Genomic DNA, 18,817 nt, shown 5'->3' with positions numbered 1-18,817 from the left:
GCCACGCCCCCTTCACGAGAGGGGGCGTAGCGGGGACTCGGAGAGGCCGCTGGCCTCTCCTCCAATTTCCTGACCAAGCCGACGCTCATCCGCCAACGCGGATGCGGGCGACTGTTGCCTGGCGACGGCTTCGTCGCATTACTCCACCTGAGGGGAAACCCGCATGAACTACAACTGGGACTGGGGCATATTCTTCAAGTCCACCGGCATTGGCAGCGAGATCTACCTGGACTGGTTCATCACCGGCCTGGGCTGGACCATCGCCATCGCGCTGGTCGGCTGGCTGATCGCCCTGTCACTCGGCTCCCTGCTCGGCGTGATGCGCACGGTGCCGAATCGCCTGATTTCCGGGATCGCCACGGCGTACGTGGAAGTGTTCCGCAACGTGCCGCTGCTGGTGCAGCTGTTCCTCTGGTACTTCCTGGTACCCGACCTGCTGCCGGAACCCCTGGAGCTGTGGTTCAAGCAGGATCTCAACCCTGCCACTTCGGCCTACCTCAGCGTGGTCGTATGCCTGGGTCTGTTCACCGCCGCCCGCGTCTGCGAGCAGGTTCGTACCGGCATTCAGGCGCTGCCGGCCGGCCAGACCGCCGCCGCCTACGCCATGGGTTTCCGTCTGCCGCAGATCTACAGCAACGTGCTGCTGCCCCAGGCCTATCGGATCATCATTCCGCCGTTAACCAGCGAATTCCTGAACATCTTCAAGAACTCTTCGGTGGCCTCGCTGATCGGCCTCATGGAACTGCTCGCGCAGACCAAACAGACCGCCGAGTTCAGCGCCAACCTGTTCGAGGCCTTCACCCTGGCGACGCTGATCTACTTCACCCTGAACATGAGCCTGATGATGATCATGCGTGTGGTCGAGCGTAAGGTCGCCGTGCCTGGCCTGATTTCCGTGGGAGGCAAATGATGGACTTCAGTCAGATCATCCCCGCTCTGCCAGGCCTCTGGGAAGGCATGGCCATGACCCTGCAGCTCATGGTCATGGGCGTCATCGGCGGCGTGGTACTGGGCACCCTGCTGGCCCTGATGCGCCTGTCGAGCAACGTGTTTCTATCGAAGCTGGCGGCTACCTACGTCAACTACTTCCGCTCGATCCCCCTGCTGCTGGTGATCACCTGGTTCTACTTCGCGGTGCCGTTCATCCTGCGCTGGATCACCGGCGAAGACACACCGGTAGGTGCCTTCGCCTCCTGCCTGGTGGCCTTCATCATGTTCGAGGCGGCGTATTTCTGCGAAATCGTCCGCGCCGGCATCCAGGCCATCCCCAAGGGCCAGATGGGCGCAGCCCAGGCACTGGGCATGAGCTACGGTCAGACCATGCGCCTGATCATCCTGCCCCAGGCGTTCCGCAAGATGACTCCACTGCTGCTGCAGCAGAGCATCATCCTGTTCCAGGACACCTCGCTGGTTTACACCGTCGGCCTGATGGACTTCCTCAACGCTGCCCGTTCGCGCGGTGACATCCTCGGTCAGCCCCACGAATTCCTGATCTTCGCCGGCCTGGTCTACTTCACCATCAGCTTCGCTGCCTCGCAGCTGGTCAAGCTCCTGCAAAAAAGGTTAGCCGTATGATTTCCATCAAGAACGTCAACAAGTGGTATGGGGACTTCCAGGTGCTGACCGACTGCACCACGGACGTCAAGAAAGGCGAAGTGGTGGTGGTCTGCGGGCCGTCCGGCTCGGGCAAGTCCACCCTGATCAAGTGCGTCAACGCGCTGGAACCGTTCCAGAAGGGCGACATCGTGGTCGATGGCACTTCCATCGCCGACAAGAAAACCAACCTGCCCAAGCTGCGTTCGCGGGTCGGCATGGTGTTCCAGCACTTCGAGCTGTTCCCCCATCTGACCATCACCGAAAACCTGACCATCGCGCAGATCAAGGTGCTGGGCCGCAGCAAGGAAGAAGCCACCAAGAAGGGCCTGCAGTTGCTCGACCGCGTAGGCCTCTCGGAACATGCCCACAAGCATCCCGGCCAGCTTTCCGGCGGCCAGCAGCAACGTGTGGCGATTGCCCGCGCCCTGGCCATGGATCCGATCGTCATGCTGTTCGACGAACCGACTTCGGCCCTCGACCCGGAAATGGTCAACGAAGTGCTCGACGTGATGGTGCAACTGGCTCACGAAGGCATGACCATGATGTGCGTGACCCACGAGATGGGCTTCGCCCGCAAGGTCGCCGACCGGGTGATCTTCATGGACGCCGGACAGATCGTCGAAGACTGCCCCAAGGAAGAATTCTTCGGCGACGTGAGCGCCCGCTCCGAGCGCGCCCAGCAATTCCTCGCGAAGATCCTGCAGCACTGACACACCCTGCAGGGCCGGCGAACGCGTTTCGCCGGCCCTGCAACGGGTAACCCGCCCCGCAACTGGCCAGCCCAGGAGGACTGTGATGCAATGCGCTTCCGCCAGTCTTCGTGTGGTGCCGCCCGCCTTGTCCGCCAAACCACGCTACGTCCGCCACCTGCTGCTGACTCTGTTGATGCTGATTCTGGTCGCCATATGCGGCTACGCCGGCTATTACCTCAGCGAAAAGGCCGGCATCCGCGACCTGATCGAAAGCGGCGAGCGCCAGCTCGAGCTCAATGCCCGAGCGGTGGAAAGCGAGATCAACAAATACACCTACCTGCCCAGCCTGCTGGAGCTCGAATCCAACGTCAGCCGCCTGCTGCTGACCCCGGACGCCTACCGACGCCAACGCGTCAACGACTACCTCGAAGGCCTCAACCGGCGCAGCGGCAGCATGGCCATCTACGTGATGGACACCGACGGCCGCGTGCTGGCCACCAGCAACTGGCGCCAGCACGACAGCTACCTGGGTGAGGACCTGTCCTTCCGGGCCTATTTCCAGGATGCCCTGCAAGGCGAACAGGGGCGTTTCTACGGTATCGGCAGCACCACCGGCGAACCCGGCTACTACCTGTCCCATGGTCTCAAGGCCAACGGCCGGATCATCGGCGTGGCAGTGGTCAAGGTACGTCTCGATCCGCTGGAGCAGCGCTGGCAGCGAGCACGCCTGGAAGCCTACGTCAGCGACGAAAACGGCATCATCATCCTCTCCAGCGACCCCGCCCGCCGTCTCAAGGCAGTGCGCCCGTTGAACGCCGACATCAAGGAGCGCCTGGCGCGCAGCCTGCAGTATCACTGGTCTTCACTCGACGAACTGATCCCGCTGGCCCGCACGCCGGTGGACACCGATGTCGAGCAGGTCAGCTTCGCCGCCACCGGCGAGCAGGAGGGCAGCGAGGTGATCAACTACCTGTCGCAAAGCCGTCCGCTGGAAGACACCCCCTGGCACCTCACCCTCCTCAGCCCGCTTCAGGACCTGCGCCGCGAGGCGGTCAGCCACGGCATGCTGGCCGCCGCCGCCTTCGCCTTGCTGGCCTTTCTGCTGATCGCCTGGAACGAACGTCGCAAGGTGATCGCCACCCGCCTCGCGGCCCGTGAAGCCTTGCAGCAGGCCAACAGCGAGCTGGAACGCAAGATCACCGAGCGCACCGCCGATCTGCGCGCCAGCAATGACCGCCTCAAGGCGCAGATACGCGAACGGCGGCAGGCCGAGAACACCCTGCGCCTGGCCCAGGACGAACTGGTGCAGGCCGGCAAGCTGGCGGTGATCGGGCAGATGTCCACCAGCATCGCCCATGAGCTCAACCAGCCACTGGCCGCGCTGCGCACCTTGTCCGGCAACACCGTGCGCTTTCTCTCCCGTGGCTCGTACGACGTGGCCACCACCAACCTGCAGACGATCAACGAACTGGTCGACCGCATGGGCAAGATCACCGGCAGCCTGCGGGCCTTCGCGCGACGCTCCAACGACGGCGGCGAAGCCAGCCTGAGCAAGGCGGTGGAAGCTGCCCTGCAAGTGGTCCAGCCGCGCCTGGAACGCACCCCGCTGAACATTCACCACCAGTTCGACGAAGCGCGTCTGGCCATCAACCAGACGCGCCTTGAACAGATCCTCGTCAACCTGATCGCCAACGCCGCCGATGCCATGAGCACCCAAACGGATCGCCAGCTATGGCTACAGGGCAGTGCCGAGGGCGACCGCTATCGCCTGCGCGTGCTCGACAACGGTCCCGGCATCGCCCCCGCCGACCGCACGCACCTGTTCGAACCCTTCTTCACCACCAAGCCCGGCGAGCAGGGCCTGGGCCTTGGCCTGACGCTATCGGCCAGCCTCGCGGCTGCCGCAGGCGGTAGCCTCAGCGCCGATCACCCGCCCCAGGGCGGTACCGCTTTCGAACTCAACCTGCCTCAGGTTGCCGCTGTCATGGAGACACCCGATGAATGACGACCTCACCGTGCTGATCGTCGAAGACGATCCCCACGTGCTGCTCGGCTGCCAGCAGGCCCTGGCCCTGGAAGATATCGCCAGCGAAGGCGTCGGCAGCGCCGAACAGGCCCTGCAGCGCATCGACGCGGATTTCGCCGGCATCGTCATCAGCGACATCCGCCTGCCGGGCATGGATGGCCTGAAGCTGCTCGACGAACTCAAGCGCCGCGACCCGGCACTGCCGGTGGTGCTGATCACTGGCCACGGCGATATCGGCATGGCCGTGGGCGCGATGCGCGACGGCGCCTACGACTTCATGGAGAAACCCTTCTCACCCGAGCGTCTGGTCGATGTCACCCGCCGTGCGCTGGAACAACGCAGCCTGGCCCGCGAGGTGTCGTCGCTGCGTCGCCAGTTGGCCGGCAAACAGGCCCTGGAACACCGCCTGATCGGTCGCTCGTCGGCCATGCAGCAATTGCGCGAGCTGATCGCCAACGTCGCCGACACCTCGGCCAACGTGCTGATCGAAGGCGAAACCGGCACCGGCAAGGAACTGGTCGCCCGCTGCCTGCACGACTTCAGCCGGCGACAGAGCAAGGCCTTCGTCGCCCTCAACTGCGGCGGCCTGCCGGAGAACCTGTTCGAGAGCGAAATCTTCGGCCACGAGGCCCACGCCTTCACCGGCGCGGGCAAACGGCGCATCGGCAAGATCGAACACGCCAACGGCGGCAGCCTGTTTCTCGACGAGATCGAAAGCATGCCGCTCAATCTGCAGATCAAGCTGCTGCGCGTGCTTCAGGAGCACAGCCTGGAGCGCCTGGGCTCCAACCAGCCGGTCGCGGTCGACTGCCGGGTGATCGCAGCGACCAAGGCCGATCTCGACGAAGCCGGCAAGGCTGGGCACTTCCGCAGCGACCTCTACTACCGCCTCAACGTGGTCACCCTGGAACTGCCACCGCTGCGCGAACGCCGTGAAGACATCGCCCGGCTGTTCGAACACTTCCTGCAGCTCTCGGCGCTGCGCTTCGATCGCGCCGCACCCGAACTGGATCGCCACACCCTGGCGGCGCTGATGGCCCATGACTGGCCCGGTAACGTACGGGAACTGCGCAACGTCGCCGAACGCTTCGCCCTAGGCCTGCCGGCCTTCAAGAAAAGCGGCAATCACGATGGCATCGCGCCGACCTTCGCCGAAGCGGTGGAAGCCTTCGAGCGCAACCTGCTGGTCGATGCCCTCGAGCACCACGCCGGCAACCTCAGCCAGGCCGCCCAGGCCCTGGGCATGGCCAAAACCACGCTGTTCGACAAGGTGAAGAAATACGGGTTGGGGTGAGTCTTGATGCGGCCGCAGTGAGCACCAATGCGCGCGACTCTTCCAACGACTGTGGGAGCGGGCCATGCCCGCGAAATATCTTGGGCAATACCCAATCTCACATTGGATCACCAATATTGATGCTTATATTTGCCCTCTAGGGCTCAAGGGCCTCGGATACCTTTTTCGCGGGCATGGCCCGCTCCCACAATAGATCGTTGACCCCACCGCTTTAGCTTTCGTCGCGTCCCACCCCCCCTTCGAGCTTGCGCCACAAAAGCCGCACGGCCGCCTTGCGCGACATGCTCCAGCGGTACAGGCGAATTTCCAGCGGGATGTGCCAGTGCTCCTTGCCGCAGACCACCAGCTCGCCACGGGCCAGCTCGGCGTTCATCGACAGCCGCGGCACCCAGGCCACGCCCAGGCCTTGCAGCGCCATGGCCTTGAGGCTGTCGGCCATGGCCGTTTCATGCACGGTGGTGGAACGCAACGCGCGTTGGCGCAGCAGCAGATTCACCGAGCGCCCCAGATAAGTGCCGGCGCTGTAGGCCAGCAGGGGCACACTCTGGCCGGCGTCCAGATCGAAAAGCGGCGCGCCCTGCTCATCGACGGCGCAGACCGGCAGCATCTCGCTATTACCCAGATGCAGCGACGGAAACAGGTCGGGGGCCAGTTGCACCGCGGCGTCCTGGTCGTGATAGGCGAGGATCAGGTCGCAGGTGCCTTCGCGCAGCGAGTGCACGGCCTCCCCCACATTGGTCGCCACCAGGCGCGTGGTCAGCGGCAGGCCATCGCGGCGCAGGCGGGCGATCCACTCAGGGAAGAAACCAAACACCAGGGAGTGTGCGGCGGCAATCTGCAACGCCTCGCCCTGTTGCCCCTCGAGGTGATGCAGGTGGCGCACCACCTCCCCCAGTTGCTCGACCATGCTACGCGCGGTGAGCAGAAACAGCTGGCCGGACTCGGTCAGCTCCACCGGCGTACGCGAGCGATTCACCAAGGTCAGGCCCAGGGCTGCCTCAAGGCTTTGGATACGCCTGCTGAAAGCCGGCTGGGTAACGAAACGCTTCTGCGCCGCCTGAGAAAAGCTGCGCGTAGCGGCCAGCGTCACGAAGTCTTCCAGCCATTTGGTTTCCAGGTTCACGCGCATCCTCCCCTAGCAGGTCACATCTACATTATGCCGATTATGCATACCCCAGCAAGTAACAGCATTGGCCATCGAAGGGTCAAAATCCTTACTCTAAGGGCCATCGCGGTATCTTCCGCGCCTTTATGAGAATCGAGACATCATGTCCGCTGCTGCATTGTTCCGCGTCGAAAAAGACCTGCTCGGTACCCTCGAAGTCCCCTCCGAGGTCTACTACGGTATCCAGACCCTGCGTGCGCTGAACAACTTCCGCCTGTCCGGCGTGCCGTTGGCGCATTACCCGAAACTGGTCGTGGCCCTGGCCATGGTCAAACAGGCAGCAGCTGACGCCAACCGCGAACTGGGCTACCTGCCTGCCAACAAGCACGCCGCGATCAGCGAAGCCTGTGCACGCATCATCCGCGGCGATTTCCACGACCAGTTCGTGGTCGACATGATTCAGGGCGGCGCCGGCACCTCGACCAACATGAATGCCAACGAGGTGATCGCCAACATCGCCCTGGAAGCCATGGGTCATGCCAAAGGTGAATACAAGCACCTGCACCCCAACAACGACGTGAACATGGCGCAGTCGACCAACGACGCCTACCCCACCGCCATCCGCCTGGGTCTGCTGCTGGGCCATGACACCCTGCTGGCCAGCCTGGACAGCCTGATCCAGTCGTTCGCAGCCAAGGGCGAAGAATTCAGCCACGTCCTGAAGATGGGCCGTACCCAGCTGCAGGACGCCGTACCGATGACCCTCGGCCAGGAATTCCGCGCGTTCGCCACCACCCTGGGTGAAGACCTGGCGCGCCTGCGCAGCCTGGCGCCGGAGCTGCTCACCGAAGTGAACCTGGGCGGCACCGCCATCGGTACTGGCATCAACGCCGACCCCGGCTACCAGCACCTGGCCGTGCAGCGCCTGGCGCTGATCAGCGGCCAGCCGCTGGTGCCGGCCGCCGACCTGATCGAAGCCACCTCCGACATGGGCGCCTTCGTGCTGTTCTCCGGCATGCTCAAGCGCACCGCGGTCAAACTCTCGAAGATCTGCAACGACCTGCGCCTGCTCTCCAGCGGCCCGCGCACCGGCATCAACGAGATCAACCTGCCGGCGCGTCAGCCAGGCAGCTCGATCATGCCTGGCAAGGTCAACCCGGTGATCCCGGAAGCGGTCAATCAGGTGGCCTTCGAAATCATCGGCAACGACCTGGCCCTGACCATGGCAGCCGAAGGCGGCCAGCTGCAACTGAACGTGATGGAGCCGCTGATCGCCTACAAGATCTTCGACTCGATCCGCCTGCTGCAACGCGCCATGGACATGCTGCGCGAGCATTGCATCAACGGCATCACCGCCAACGAAGCCCACTGCCGCGCATTGATGGAGAACTCCATCGGCCTGATCACCGCGCTCAACCCCTACATCGGTTACGAGAACTCCACCCGTATCGCCAAGGAAGCGCTGGTCAGCGGCCGCGGCGTACTGGAACTGGTGCGCGAGGAGCAGCTGCTGGACGACACCACACTGGCCGAGATTCTGCGCCCGGAAAACATGATCGCCCCGCATCAGCTCAAGCCCCTGACGCCACCGATCAAAGAGGCGGTCGACCAGCAACGCTAAGCGCCAGTTGCAGCCCGAAGCCCCGTATCTGTTCACAGTACGGGGCTTCGCTCTTTCAGGAGCGATTGCCGTTTGCGCGCCAGCACGATACAACGGCAGCAGCCCAACAAAGAGAAGCTCCCTCATGACCGTCAAAGCCGCGTGGTTCGCCTGTTTGCTGTCCGTTTCCAGCGTCTTCGCCCTGCCCGCGCAGGCCGAACTGCCGCCTGGCTACAAGGTCGTGTTACAAACGGAAAACTTTCCGCCATTCAACATGGCCGACAACGAAAAGAATTTCGCCCGTGACGCCAATATTCAGGGGGTCAGCACCACCATCGTGCGCGAGATGTTCAAGCGTGCCGGCATCGACTACACCCTGACCCTGCGTTTCCCCTGGAGCCGGGTCTACGACTCCACCCTCGCCAACGCCAACCACGGCCTGTTCTCGACCTCGATGAACGAGGCGCGTCGCCCGCTGTTCAAGTGGGTCGGCCCGATCGCCAAGGTCGAGCGCGTGCTGCTCGCCGCGCCGGGCTCGAACATTCCCAACCTCAAGGACCTCGAGCAGGCCCGCCAGTACCGCATCGGCAGTTACAAGGACAGTGCCGCCAGCCAGACGCTGGAAAAGGCCGGGCTGCAGCCGATCAACACCCTGCGCGACCCGGAGAACATCGCCAAACTGACCCAGGGCCGCATCGACCTGTGGGGCACCACCGACCCGGTATGGCGCCACCAGGCCCGCCAGGCGGACGTCACCGGCCTGCGCAACGTGCTGACCTTCGACCGCTCCGACCTTTACCTGGCCCTCAACCTCGACACCCCGGACGAAGTGGTAGCACGGCTGCAAAAGGCGCTGGATGAGATGAAGAGCGAGGGTTACGGCACCTGCAACAAACACCCGGAACTGTGCTGATAGCGAAAGCTGTTCGCATTGGTGGGCTGAAGCCCCCCCTACGGCACACCAGCACGTGCGGACCTGGCGTAGGGTGGGCTTCAGCCCACCACTCGCCCATACAGCGGGTGGTCAGCTGCCCCCCCCTCACTCCACCTCGAACAACCCATCACGAACCGGCGCGTGAGCCAGGCGCTCGCGGATGTCTTCGTCGATGCGTGGGTCATCCGGCTGATAGAGCATCACCTGGCGATAGGTGCTGATGCGGTTGATCTCGGTGCCCAGGAACTCCCACACCACGCGGGTGCACGCCGGGGTGCGGCGGTCACCGCTGGAGACCCCGGTCTTCAGGCCGTTGAGGCGTGTGATGCGGCTCTTGAAGCTGGGGATCAGGATGGTCTGGCTCATCTCGTTGACCGTCAGCGACTCGTAATCGATGAGAAACAGACGATCCTGCAGCTGGAACGCCGCGCCCAGGTAACGACAGCGTGCCGAGTCTTCGGCGAGCCCGCCAGCAGAGGTCACCTGGCGCTCCTGACGCTCGAACAGAAAGCTCCCGCTTTCCTCGCGCATGTGGATCAGTGACAGCAGGATGGTACCGGGCACCGACATGCAGTTGGCGTATTCGAAGTAATAGCCGCAATAACGCGAAAGATCACCGGATTGTTCACGTAACGGCTGTAACAATGCGTGTAACGGATCCTGCTCCGCAGGTGCGCCGATCTGCGTACCGCGTGCGCCGATCAGGCGCGCGAACTGATCGCCCGGCAAGCCCAGCTCATAGCCCTCGACGCCGAAGAAATCCCCAATCCTCTTAAGGTTATAGGCCGTCGGCTGGCTCTCTCCAGACAGGTACTTGTTGAACTGTGCGCGGTTGATACCGAGCTTTCGGCACACCTCCGCAATGGAGCGATAGTGGCTGCATAGCAACCGGAGATTCTCACCGAGGTGACTGGACATGGGCGGCTCAGATGATGCGAGTGACGTGATTATAGCATCAGGTCGCATCACCTAGGATCGACCCGCGAAATTGTTCCGCTGGCTGCCTTGCTCAAAAATCATCCACCGCAAACCGCGTCGCACTTTTCGCGAACGCTCACAATAAGAACCGAGGATTCATCATGCTCGAAGTACTGAACGACTTCCTGTCCGGGAAAGTGTTGATCGTGCTCATCGTCGGCCTGGGTAGCTACTTCACCCTGCGCTCGCGCTTCGTCCAGTTCCGTCACTTCATACACATGTTCAGTGTGTTCAAGGAATCGCTGCGCAGCAGCGGCGGCCAACTCAGCTCGTTCCAGGCGCTGATGCTCAGCCTCGCCGGTCGTGTGGGTGCCGGTAACATCGCCGGTGTCGGTATCGCCGTGACCCTCGGCGGCCCAGGCGCGGTGTTCTGGATGTGGGTGACTGCACTGGTCGGCATGTCCAGCAGCTTCTTCGAATGTACCCTCGCCCAGGTCTACAAACGCAGCGACGGTGACGGCCTGTACCGCGGCGGCCCGGCCTACTACATCCAGCACGGCCTGAAGCTGCGCTGGATGGCGATGACCTTCGCCGTCCTGCTGCTGGTCACCTACGGCTTCGCCTTCAACGGCCTGCAGTCGTACACCGTGACTCACTCGCTGCAGAACGCCTTCGACATTCCGGTGCAATACAGCGGTATCGCCCTGGCCGTATTGCTGGGCCTGGTGTTCATCGGTGGCATCAAGCGCATCGCGTCGGTCTCGGACCTGCTGGTTCCGGTCAAGACCCTGATCTACATCGCAGTGACCATCTACGTCATCGCCATCCAGATCGAACACGTGCCGGCCATGCTGGCGACCATCGTCAAGAGCGCCTTCGGCCTCGAGCCTGCCTTCGCCGGCCTGCTTGGCAGCGCGATCGTGATGGGCGTCAAACGCGGCGTGTTCGCCAACGAAGCCGGCCTGGGCAGCGCGCCTAACGTCGCCGCAGTCGCCTCGGTCAAGCACCCGGCAGCACAAGGCGTGGTTCAAGCGTTCAGCGTGTTCCTCGACACCTTCGTGATCTGCACCTGTACCGCCCTGCTGATCCTGCTGTCCGGCTTCTACACCCCGGGCTTCGAAGGCGACGGTATCGTGCTCACCCAGAACTCCCTGGCGGCGGTCGTCGGTGACTGGGGCCGTACCTTCATCAGCGTGGCACTGAGCCTGTTCGTGTTCACCTGCATCCTCTACAACTACTACCTTGGCGAGAACGCCCTGCAGTTCCTGGTCGGTCGCAGCAAGGTCGCTCTGCTCGGCTACCGCGGCCTGGTTCTGGCACTGATCTGCTGGGGTTCGATGCAGAACCTGGGCACCGTGTTCGCCTTCGCCGACATCACCATGACCTGCCTGGCGTTCGTCAACCTGACCGCTCTGGCCATGCTGATCAAGGTCGGCCTGCGCGTCATGAAGGACTACGACGAGCAGCGCAAGGCAGGCATCGCTCAGCCGGTATTCGACGGCTCCAAGTTCGCCGACCTGGACCTCGACCGCGCCTCCTGGCCGGCCGCCAAGCCAGCCGCTGACGCTCAGCCACAGAGCGCAGCGGAACTGCTGCCGACTCAACGCTGAGTCGTCCAGCCTGATCGGGCGACACACATCGTGTCGCCCGATCCGCCGCCCAGATCGCGGCCTCCCCTTTCCTGCCGTACATCCCTGGCGCGCCACCTGGCGAGCCAGGCACGGCTTCGTCTCGAGATCCCCACCCCAGGTCTTTCATGAGTGGCAATCAGATGTATCCTGCCCCTTTCCATACCCATTCTTTCAATAAGGAAAAAGGCATGCCTGCAGCGCAAAAACTCCTCGTGCTCTATACCGGCGGCACCATCGGCATGCAGATGAGCGCTGCCGGCCTGGCCCCTGCCTCCGGCTTCGAGGCGCGCCTGCGCGCACAGCAGACGCAACAGAGCGAGCAGGTGCCGACGTGGATGTTTCGCGAGCTGCTGCCGCCGATAGACAGCGCCAACATGAGCCAGAACAACTGGCTGGCGATGGTCGCGGCGATCCGCCTGGGCATCGAGCAGGATGGCTGCGACAGCGTGCTGGTACTGCATGGCACCGATACCCTGGCCTACAGCGCCGCAGCGCTGAGCTTCCTGCTGCTGGGCCTGCCGGTGCCGGTGGTGCTGACCGGCTCCATGCAGCCGGCAGGCGCCGAGAACAGCGACGCCTGGCGCAATCTGTTCGGCGCCATGCAGGCATTGCACGACGGCGTGCAGGCTGGCGTGCACCTGTATTTCGACGGCGCACTGATGCACGGCGCTCGCGTCAGCAAACTGCGCAGCGATGCCTTCGACGCGTTCCAGGTCATGCCGCGCCTGCGGCACGGCGAGCGTCTGGCAGAGCTCCCGGAGCACATCGACTTCCGCCAGCAGCGTCAGCCGGTCAACCTGCTCAGCCTGCCGCTGATTCCCGGCCTGCGTGCCAGCCACCTGCGCGCCCTGCTGAACAGCGGCGTGCAGGGTCTGCTGCTGGAGTGCTATGGCAGCGGTACCGGCCCGTCCGACAATGCCGAGCTGCTCGACGTCTTGCGCGAGGCCCATGAACGCGGCGTGGTGCTGGCGGCCATCAGCCAGTGCCCCCAGGGGCATGTGGAGTTCGGTGTCTATGCGGCCGGCAGCCAGCTGGCTTCGGTTGGCCTGATCTCGGCTGGCGGCATGACCCGCGAAGCGGCCCTGGGCAAACTCTTCGCGCTGCTGGGCACAGGGCTGGATCAGGGCGAGACGGAACGCCTGTTCGCACTCGACCTGTGTGGCGAACGTGCGGAGTGAGTCATGGATCAGGGCGCGCCTAGCCGGTATAGTCGCGCCCGGCTGACGGTAGTCAGCCATTCTTCGGTTTCATCTCCCCACAAGGACGTCGTATGCCTTTGCTTCGCTCAAGCATTTTCCTGCTGCTCATTCTGGCCATCACCGGCTGCTCGACCAAGGCCTTCTTCAAGCTGCCCGAGCACGCCACCATCAGCGTCAACGAGCGTGCCCAGCAACATCCCCAAGGCCTGGTGAAAACCCGTCCGTTCTTCTGGAGCCGTGCCGGTGGCGTACCGTACAAACTGACCAGCGCGACTGGCGAAACCCTCGCCGAAGGCAAGCTGCGCACGCGCTTTCGCGTGGCGTCGATCTTCTGGCCACCGTTCAGCATCATTTACTGGCCAATGGGCTTCGGCCAGCGTTGCTATGACATGACCGGCGCCAAGCCAGGCTCCTGCACCTATCAGGACCTGTGGATGCTGCGCCAGGAATACCGCGACAACAACTGATGCCGAGGCTGCCGCTCTGGCGGCCCCGGGCATGACGCAGAGCGTCATGGGAACCATCAGGCCTGCAGCCTAAAAAACCGACCAGCCAATCCGCTCGCTGAGCACTTCCAGCGCCGCCATGCCGGCCAGCGAATTGCCGGCGGCGTTGAGCTCGGGCGACCACACGCAGATGGTGTACTGCCCCGGCACCACCGCGACGATGCCACCCCCCACGCCGCTCTTGCCCGGCAGGCCAACGCGGTAGGCGAAGTTGCCGGCCTCGTCGTACAGCCCGCTGGTGGCCATGATCGAGTTCACCTGCTGGGTCTGCCGCACGCTGAGAACCTGCTCGCCGCTGTGTTTGCAGAAACCGTCGTTGGCCAGGAAGCAGAAGGCCTTGGCCAGGTCGACGCAGTTCATGCTCAGGGCGCAGTGGCTGAAGTAGCCGCGCAGCACCATCTCCACATCGTTGTGGAAATTGCCGAACGACTGCATCAGATACGCCATCGCCGCGTTGCGCGCGCGATGCTGGTACTCGGATTCGGCGATGCGGTTATCCACAGCCACGTGCGCGTTACCGGACAGGCGCCGGACGAAATCGCGCATCGACAGCACAGGGGCAGCGAAGCGTGACTGGTTGATATCGCTGATCACCAATGCGCCGGCATTGATGAACGGGTTGCGCGGCCGGCCGTTCTCCAGTTCCAGCTGCAGCAGCGAATTGAACGGCTGCCCGGAAGGCTCGTGACCCAGCCGCTCCCAGATGGCCTCGCCGCTGTGCTGGATGGCTTGCACAAGGCTGAACACCTTGGAAATACTCTGGATCGAGAACGGTGTCTGCGCATCACCGGCGGTGAACAGTTCGCCGTCGTTGCCATACACCGCGATGCCCAATTGATCGGCAGGCACATCGGCCAACGCGGGGATGTAATCGGCAACCTTGCCTTTGCCAATCAGCGGCCTGACCTGATCGAGGACTTCATTCAGCAACGCTTGCATGCTCGGACTCGCAGTGATGCTCGGCAAGCTGCCTGAGCGACCCTAGGAAGACGCCAGGATCGCGATTCAGAGCACATGGCGCGCCAAGCCGATTGATCAGTTCAGACGCTGCGCCAGCACCGCGATATGCTCCGGGCCGATACCGCAGCAGCCGCCCAGATGGCTGGCTCCACGGGCGCGCCAGTCGGCGACCCAGCGCAGGTAGCCGGGCGGGTCGAGATCCTCGCGCAGCGGGTCCAGGCCGTCGTTGGCGGTGGCCTCCTCGGGCTGCGGCGGGAAGGCATTGGCATAGGCGCCAATGGCGATCTCTGCACCGAGGCTGGCGAAGGTTTCGCGCGCCACGTCGATGGCCGTGCCGATCACTTCCGGCTGGCTGCAATTGAACAGCAGCACCTCGACACCCAGCTCGGCGGCTGCACGGGCCGCATCGGCCACCGGCTCGCCGGAGCGCAGGCGCGGTACCTCGTCGGTGTCTTCATCACGCAGGGTGAAGGACAACCAGAACGGCTTGCCGTCATCGGGCAGATGGGCACGAATGGCCCGTGCTTCGGCGATAGCGCTCTGGGTCTCGGCCAGCCACAGGTCGACATGGGGCGCCAAGCCCTGTATCAGCGGCGTCAGCACCTCGGTCACCCGTTCGGGCTGGAACAGATCAGGCCGATAGGAGCCGAATAGCGGCGGCAGCGAGCCGGCAACCCGCACTGCGCTGGCAGCCCGATCGGCCGCGTTGCGCGCCAGCTGACCGGCACGTTCGGCAAGGGCGCGGCCCTCCTCGGCGAAGCGCTGCTCGCCGATATGGAAGGGCACCACCGCGTAACTGTTGCTGGTGATCACCTGGCTGCCGCTGGCGATATAGGCTGCGTGCACCGCCTCCACCTGCTCGGGCGCCTCGCTCAGCGCCAGCGCCGACCACTCCGGCTGACGAAACGGCGCACCACGGCGCTGCAACTCACGGCCCATGCCGCCATCCAGCAAAATCAGAGGTCGCCCGCTCATATAAGCTCCAGTCATATCGATATGCATTCAATTCATTTGGACGCATTCATTTATAACTATTTAATACACACAATTCGCCTGTCACAACCCCTTTCGTGCTTAAGGAATTCTGTGAAAACCACGCTATTCGCGGCCCTCGGCCTGACCCTCGTTTCCTTCTGCAACCTGGCTCTGGCAGGCCCCACGCTCGACCGTATCGAGAAGAACGGTGAGCTGGTCAACGTGCTGATGGAAAACTATCCGCCGTTCTCCTTTCTCAACGATCAGAACCAGCTCGACGGCTTCGACGTCGATGTGGCCAAGGCCGTGGCTGACAAGCTCGGCGTCAAGCTGCGCCTGGAAACCCCATCCTGGGATGTGATCGCCGCGGGTCGCTGGAACGGCCGCTACGACATCTGCATCTGCTCGATGACGCCTAGCCAGGCACGCGCCCAGGTCTTCGATTTCCCGGTCACCTATTACGCCTCCCCGGCGGTGATCGTGGTCAACGCCGCCGACGAGCGCATTCAGTCGGCCAAGGATCTTTCCGGCCTGAAGGTCGGCGTCACCAGTGCATCATCGTACGAGGGCTATCTGAACAAGGATCTGGTCATCGAAGGCGCAGAAGACAAGCCGCTGGAGTACCCGTTCGACGCGGTACAGGTCGCGCCGTACGACAACGATACCGTGGCCTTCCACGACCTCGCCCTGGGTGCCGGTGTGCGCCTCGATGCCATTCTCACCAACCTGGTCACCGCGCAACCACGCATCGACCAGGACAAGCGCTTCAAGCTGGCCGGCACCGCGCTGTACGCCGAGCCGAATGCCGTGGCCATCGAGAAGGATGACGCCGAGTGGCGCGCCAAGGTCGAGAGCGTCTTCGCAGAGCTGCGCAAGGACGGTACCCTGGCGGCCATCTCCAAGAAGTGGATCGGTTCCGATATCAGCCAATGACACCCCCTCCTGAATCCCCTCGCCCGCCACCCATGGCGGGCGAGTCGTTGCTGCAGCGTCTGTTCGGCTTTCGCACCCGCCTGTATGTCACCTGGGCGATCATGTTCGCCCTGTGCGTGGCGTTCTTCCTGAGCTTCGACCTGAAGTTCTCGATCATCCTCGACAAGCTCCCCAACCTGCTCGGCGCCAACCTGGCCCCCAACGGTTTTCTGCAGGGCGCGGCGCTGACCCTGTTCCTGTGCTTCTGCTCGATCTGGGCATCTCTGGCGCTGGGCTTCGTCACCGCCCTGGCGCGCCTGTCGAAGAGCGCCGTGGCGTTCGGGATCGCCAGCTTCTACGCCTCGTTCTTCCGTGGCACGCCGTTGTTGATCCAGATTCTGCTGATCTATCTGGGCCTGCCTCAACTGGGCCTGGTACCGGGCGCGATCACCGCCGGGATCATCGCCCTGTCGCTGAACTACGGCGCCTACCTGAGCGAAATCTTCCGCGCCGGGCTGATCGGCGTCGCTCCCGGCCAGCGCGAAGCCTCCCTGGCACTGGGCCTCAAACCGGTGGTGATCTTCTGGCGGGTAACCCTGCCCCAGGCGATGCGCACCATCATTCCACCGACCACCAGCCAGTTCATTTCGATGCTCAAGGACTCGTCGCTGATCTCGGTCATGGGCGTCTGGGAAGTGATGTTCCTGGCCCAGTCCTATGGCCGCTCGTCCTACCGCTACATCGAAATGCTCACCACCGCGGCAATCATCTACTGGCTGCTGTCGATCGGTCTGGAGCTGATCCAGGCACGTCTCGAGCGTCATTACGGCAAGGCTTATCTGAACGGGCGCTAAGCCGCCTCCACCGCACGGATGCTTGCGATGCCGGCCCCAGCATCGCAGGATGGCGGTCGACCGACTTTCAGGAGAGCTGCCCATGACCGTCCGCATCCCCGTGGAAATCCGTGCCGTCACCGCTGACGACCACGCTGCCTGGCTGCCGTTGTGGCAGGGCTACCAGCGCTTCTACATGACCGAGATCGACGCGGACGTCAGCGCCACCACCTGGCAGCGCTTTCTCGATCCCGCCGAACCGATGTTCGCTGCACTCGCCTGGCACGACGGCGAGGCGATTGGCCTGGTGCACTGGATCTACCACCGCTCCTGCTGGACGACCGGCGACTATTGCTACCTGCAGGATCTGTTCATCGGCAAGGACGTACGGGGCAATGGCGTCGGCCGCCAGTTGATCGAACACGTCTATGCCGTCGCCCAGGCCGCCGGATGCTCACGTGTGCACTGGCTGACCCACGAAACCAATGCCAAGGCCAAGCTGCTCTATGAGCGCATCGGCGAACGCTCGGGCTTCGAGCAGTACCGCAAACTGTTCTAGGGCCGACTGCATGCTGCCCGGCGTGCCGCCACCCTGTAAGCCCGCTTGCGGGCGATGCGATGGCGGCCGTTCAGCGAAATCGCGGTGTGCCAACCAATCGCCGGCAAGGGCTAGGCGCCCCCGACTCCTACACGGCTGCGTGGAATTCAGAGCCCTGTAGGAGCCCGCTTGCGGGCGAAGCGATGGCGGCCATCCAACGTAATCGCGGTATGCCAACCAATCGCCGGCAAGGGCTAAGCGCCCCCCTGCTCCTACACGACTGCGTGGAATTCAGAGCCCTGTAGGAGCCCGCTTGCGGGCGAAGCGATAGCGGCCATCCAACGTAATGGCGGCACGGCTGCCAATCGCCGGCAAGGGCTAGGCGCCCCCCTGCTCCTACACGACTGCGTGGAATTCAGAGCCCTGTAGGAGCCCGCTTGCGGGCGAATCGATGGCGGCCATTCAGCGAAATCGCGGCACGGCTGCCATTCGCCGGCAAGGGCTAGGCGCCCCCCCGGCTCCACTGGCACTCACCTCACGCCAGAAATTGGCATGCAAAGCGCATCCCTGTTGCCACACTCGCTTCGATAAGCCCTGCCCATGAACAAACTGGACAACGCGCTGCTGAATATCCTGATCAAGGATTCACGCACTTCCTTCGCCGATATCGCCCGCCAACTGAACATCTCCCGCGCCCACGCCCGCACCCGGGTACAGGCGCTGGTCGAGAGCGGCGTGATCGAGAAATTCACCGCGGTGGTCAACCCGGAAAAACTCGGCAAGGGCATCTCCACCTTCGTCGATCTGACCGTCGCGCCGCACGCCATAGAGGCAGTCGCCCAGCGCCTTTCAGCGACCATGGAGGTGGTCAGCCTGTACATCATGAGCGACCTGAAAAGCCTGCATATCCACACCCTGACCGACAGCTACGAAACCTTCGATGCCTTCGTACGCCAGCACATCTTCAATCACCCGGAAATCCTCACGGTCGATTGCAAGGCGCTGATGACCCGGGTCAAGCATCGGCGTGGCGGCGCACGTCTTTAACCTCGACTCAGGGTCCGCTGCGCACTGCGTCAAAAGCGTGCCGCCGATGCG

Annotated in this window: 18 protein-coding genes; 14 read left to right on the top strand and 4 right to left on the bottom strand. The window is 63.5% G+C overall.

Annotated elements, in window-relative coordinates; all coding sequences use genetic code 11:
• Window positions 1–163: 163 nt before the first annotated feature.
• The 5 genes from FHR27_RS21630 (at window position 164) to FHR27_RS21610 (ending at window position 5,608) form a co-directional block, all read left to right on the top strand.
• The gene (locus FHR27_RS21630; protein WP_042553386.1) at window positions 164–910 is read left to right on the top strand and encodes an amino acid ABC transporter permease; all 747 of its coding nucleotides are present in this window, start codon (window positions 164–166) and stop codon (window positions 908–910) included.
• Window positions 907–1,575, top strand: a complete 669-nt coding sequence (locus tag FHR27_RS21625; protein ID WP_179539526.1) for an amino acid ABC transporter permease — start codon at window positions 907–909, stop codon at window positions 1,573–1,575. Before FHR27_RS21630 ends, FHR27_RS21625 begins: the two co-directional genes overlap by 4 nt.
• Entirely contained in the window at window positions 1,572–2,306 is a 735-nt protein-coding gene (locus tag FHR27_RS21620; protein ID WP_179539525.1) for an amino acid ABC transporter ATP-binding protein, read from the top strand. Before FHR27_RS21625 ends, FHR27_RS21620 begins: the two co-directional genes overlap by 4 nt.
• 85 nt (window positions 2,307–2,391) lie before the next feature.
• Window positions 2,392–4,293, top strand: coding sequence for a sensor histidine kinase (locus FHR27_RS21615; protein ID WP_042553389.1), 1,902 nt, complete (start codon window positions 2,392–2,394; stop codon window positions 4,291–4,293).
• On the top strand, window positions 4,286–5,608 hold the full coding sequence (locus FHR27_RS21610) for a sigma-54-dependent transcriptional regulator (RefSeq protein WP_179539524.1): 1,323 nt from the start codon (window positions 4,286–4,288) through the stop codon (window positions 5,606–5,608). The genes FHR27_RS21615 and FHR27_RS21610 overlap by 8 nt, the downstream gene beginning before the upstream one ends.
• A gap of 211 nt (window positions 5,609–5,819) precedes the next feature.
• Here FHR27_RS21610 and FHR27_RS21605 read toward each other — a convergent pair whose 3' ends face one another.
• Window positions 5,820–6,731, bottom strand: coding sequence for a LysR substrate-binding domain-containing protein (locus FHR27_RS21605; protein ID WP_042553496.1), 912 nt, complete (start codon window positions 6,729–6,731; stop codon window positions 5,820–5,822).
• A 145-nt stretch (window positions 6,732–6,876) separates the two neighbouring features.
• On the opposite strand from FHR27_RS21605, the gene aspA reads away from it, so the two are divergent.
• Window positions 6,877–8,334: an aspartate ammonia-lyase gene (aspA, locus tag FHR27_RS21600; RefSeq protein WP_179539523.1), complete on the top strand. Its 1,458-nt coding sequence runs from the start codon at window positions 6,877–6,879 to the stop codon at window positions 8,332–8,334.
• Between the two features lie 124 nt (window positions 8,335–8,458).
• The gene (locus tag FHR27_RS21595; protein WP_179539522.1) at window positions 8,459–9,226 is read left to right on the top strand and encodes a substrate-binding periplasmic protein; all 768 of its coding nucleotides are present in this window, start codon (window positions 8,459–8,461) and stop codon (window positions 9,224–9,226) included.
• 126 nt (window positions 9,227–9,352) lie between these two features.
• Here FHR27_RS21595 and FHR27_RS21590 read toward each other — a convergent pair whose 3' ends face one another.
• Entirely contained in the window at window positions 9,353–10,165 is an 813-nt protein-coding gene (locus FHR27_RS21590; protein WP_179539521.1) for a helix-turn-helix domain-containing protein, read from the bottom strand.
• A 161-nt stretch (window positions 10,166–10,326) separates the two neighbouring features.
• On the opposite strand from FHR27_RS21590, the gene FHR27_RS21585 reads away from it, so the two are divergent.
• The 3 genes from FHR27_RS21585 (at window position 10,327) to FHR27_RS21575 (ending at window position 13,462) form a co-directional block, all read left to right on the top strand.
• A complete protein-coding gene (locus tag FHR27_RS21585; protein WP_179539520.1) occupies window positions 10,327–11,775 on the top strand; it encodes an alanine/glycine:cation symporter family protein in 1,449 nt (482 codons plus the stop codon).
• A gap of 209 nt (window positions 11,776–11,984) precedes the next feature.
• A complete protein-coding gene (locus FHR27_RS21580) occupies window positions 11,985–12,974 on the top strand; it encodes an asparaginase (RefSeq protein ID WP_179539519.1) in 990 nt (329 codons plus the stop codon).
• A 92-nt stretch (window positions 12,975–13,066) separates the two neighbouring features.
• Window positions 13,067–13,462: a hypothetical protein gene (locus tag FHR27_RS21575; RefSeq protein ID WP_042553395.1), complete on the top strand. Its 396-nt coding sequence runs from the start codon at window positions 13,067–13,069 to the stop codon at window positions 13,460–13,462.
• Between the two features lie 69 nt (window positions 13,463–13,531).
• Here FHR27_RS21575 and glsB read toward each other — a convergent pair whose 3' ends face one another.
• Both glsB and FHR27_RS21565 read right to left on the bottom strand, forming a co-directional pair.
• Entirely contained in the window at window positions 13,532–14,440 is a 909-nt protein-coding gene (gene glsB, locus FHR27_RS21570; protein ID WP_179539518.1) for a glutaminase B, read from the bottom strand.
• 96 nt (window positions 14,441–14,536) lie between these two features.
• Window positions 14,537–15,436: a homocysteine S-methyltransferase family protein gene (locus tag FHR27_RS21565; RefSeq protein ID WP_042553397.1), complete on the bottom strand. Its 900-nt coding sequence runs from the start codon at window positions 15,434–15,436 to the stop codon at window positions 14,537–14,539.
• A gap of 111 nt (window positions 15,437–15,547) precedes the next feature.
• On the opposite strand from FHR27_RS21565, the gene FHR27_RS21560 reads away from it, so the two are divergent.
• The 4 genes from FHR27_RS21560 (at window position 15,548) to FHR27_RS21545 (ending at window position 18,766) form a co-directional block, all read left to right on the top strand.
• Window positions 15,548–16,369, top strand: a complete 822-nt coding sequence (locus FHR27_RS21560; RefSeq protein WP_179539517.1) for an ABC transporter substrate-binding protein — start codon at window positions 15,548–15,550, stop codon at window positions 16,367–16,369.
• Window positions 16,366–17,202, top strand: coding sequence for an amino acid ABC transporter permease (locus FHR27_RS21555; protein ID WP_042553399.1), 837 nt, complete (start codon window positions 16,366–16,368; stop codon window positions 17,200–17,202). The genes FHR27_RS21560 and FHR27_RS21555 overlap by 4 nt, the downstream gene beginning before the upstream one ends.
• Window positions 17,203–17,284: 82 nt before the next feature.
• Window positions 17,285–17,740 (top strand): GNAT family N-acetyltransferase, encoded by a 456-nt coding sequence (locus FHR27_RS21550; RefSeq protein ID WP_179539516.1) that lies wholly within the window; start codon window positions 17,285–17,287, stop codon window positions 17,738–17,740.
• Window positions 17,741–18,319: 579 nt separating this feature from the next.
• Complete coding sequence (locus FHR27_RS21545) at window positions 18,320–18,766, top strand: Lrp/AsnC family transcriptional regulator (protein WP_042553400.1); 447 nt, start codon at window positions 18,320–18,322, stop codon at window positions 18,764–18,766.
• Window positions 18,767–18,817 lie beyond the last annotated feature (51 nt).

The organism is Pseudomonas flavescens (genome assembly GCF_013408425.1).
Taxonomy (GTDB): Bacteria; Pseudomonadota; Gammaproteobacteria; order Pseudomonadales; family Pseudomonadaceae; genus Aquipseudomonas; species Aquipseudomonas fulva_A.
This window is presented reverse-complemented; position numbering and strand designations above follow the sequence as displayed.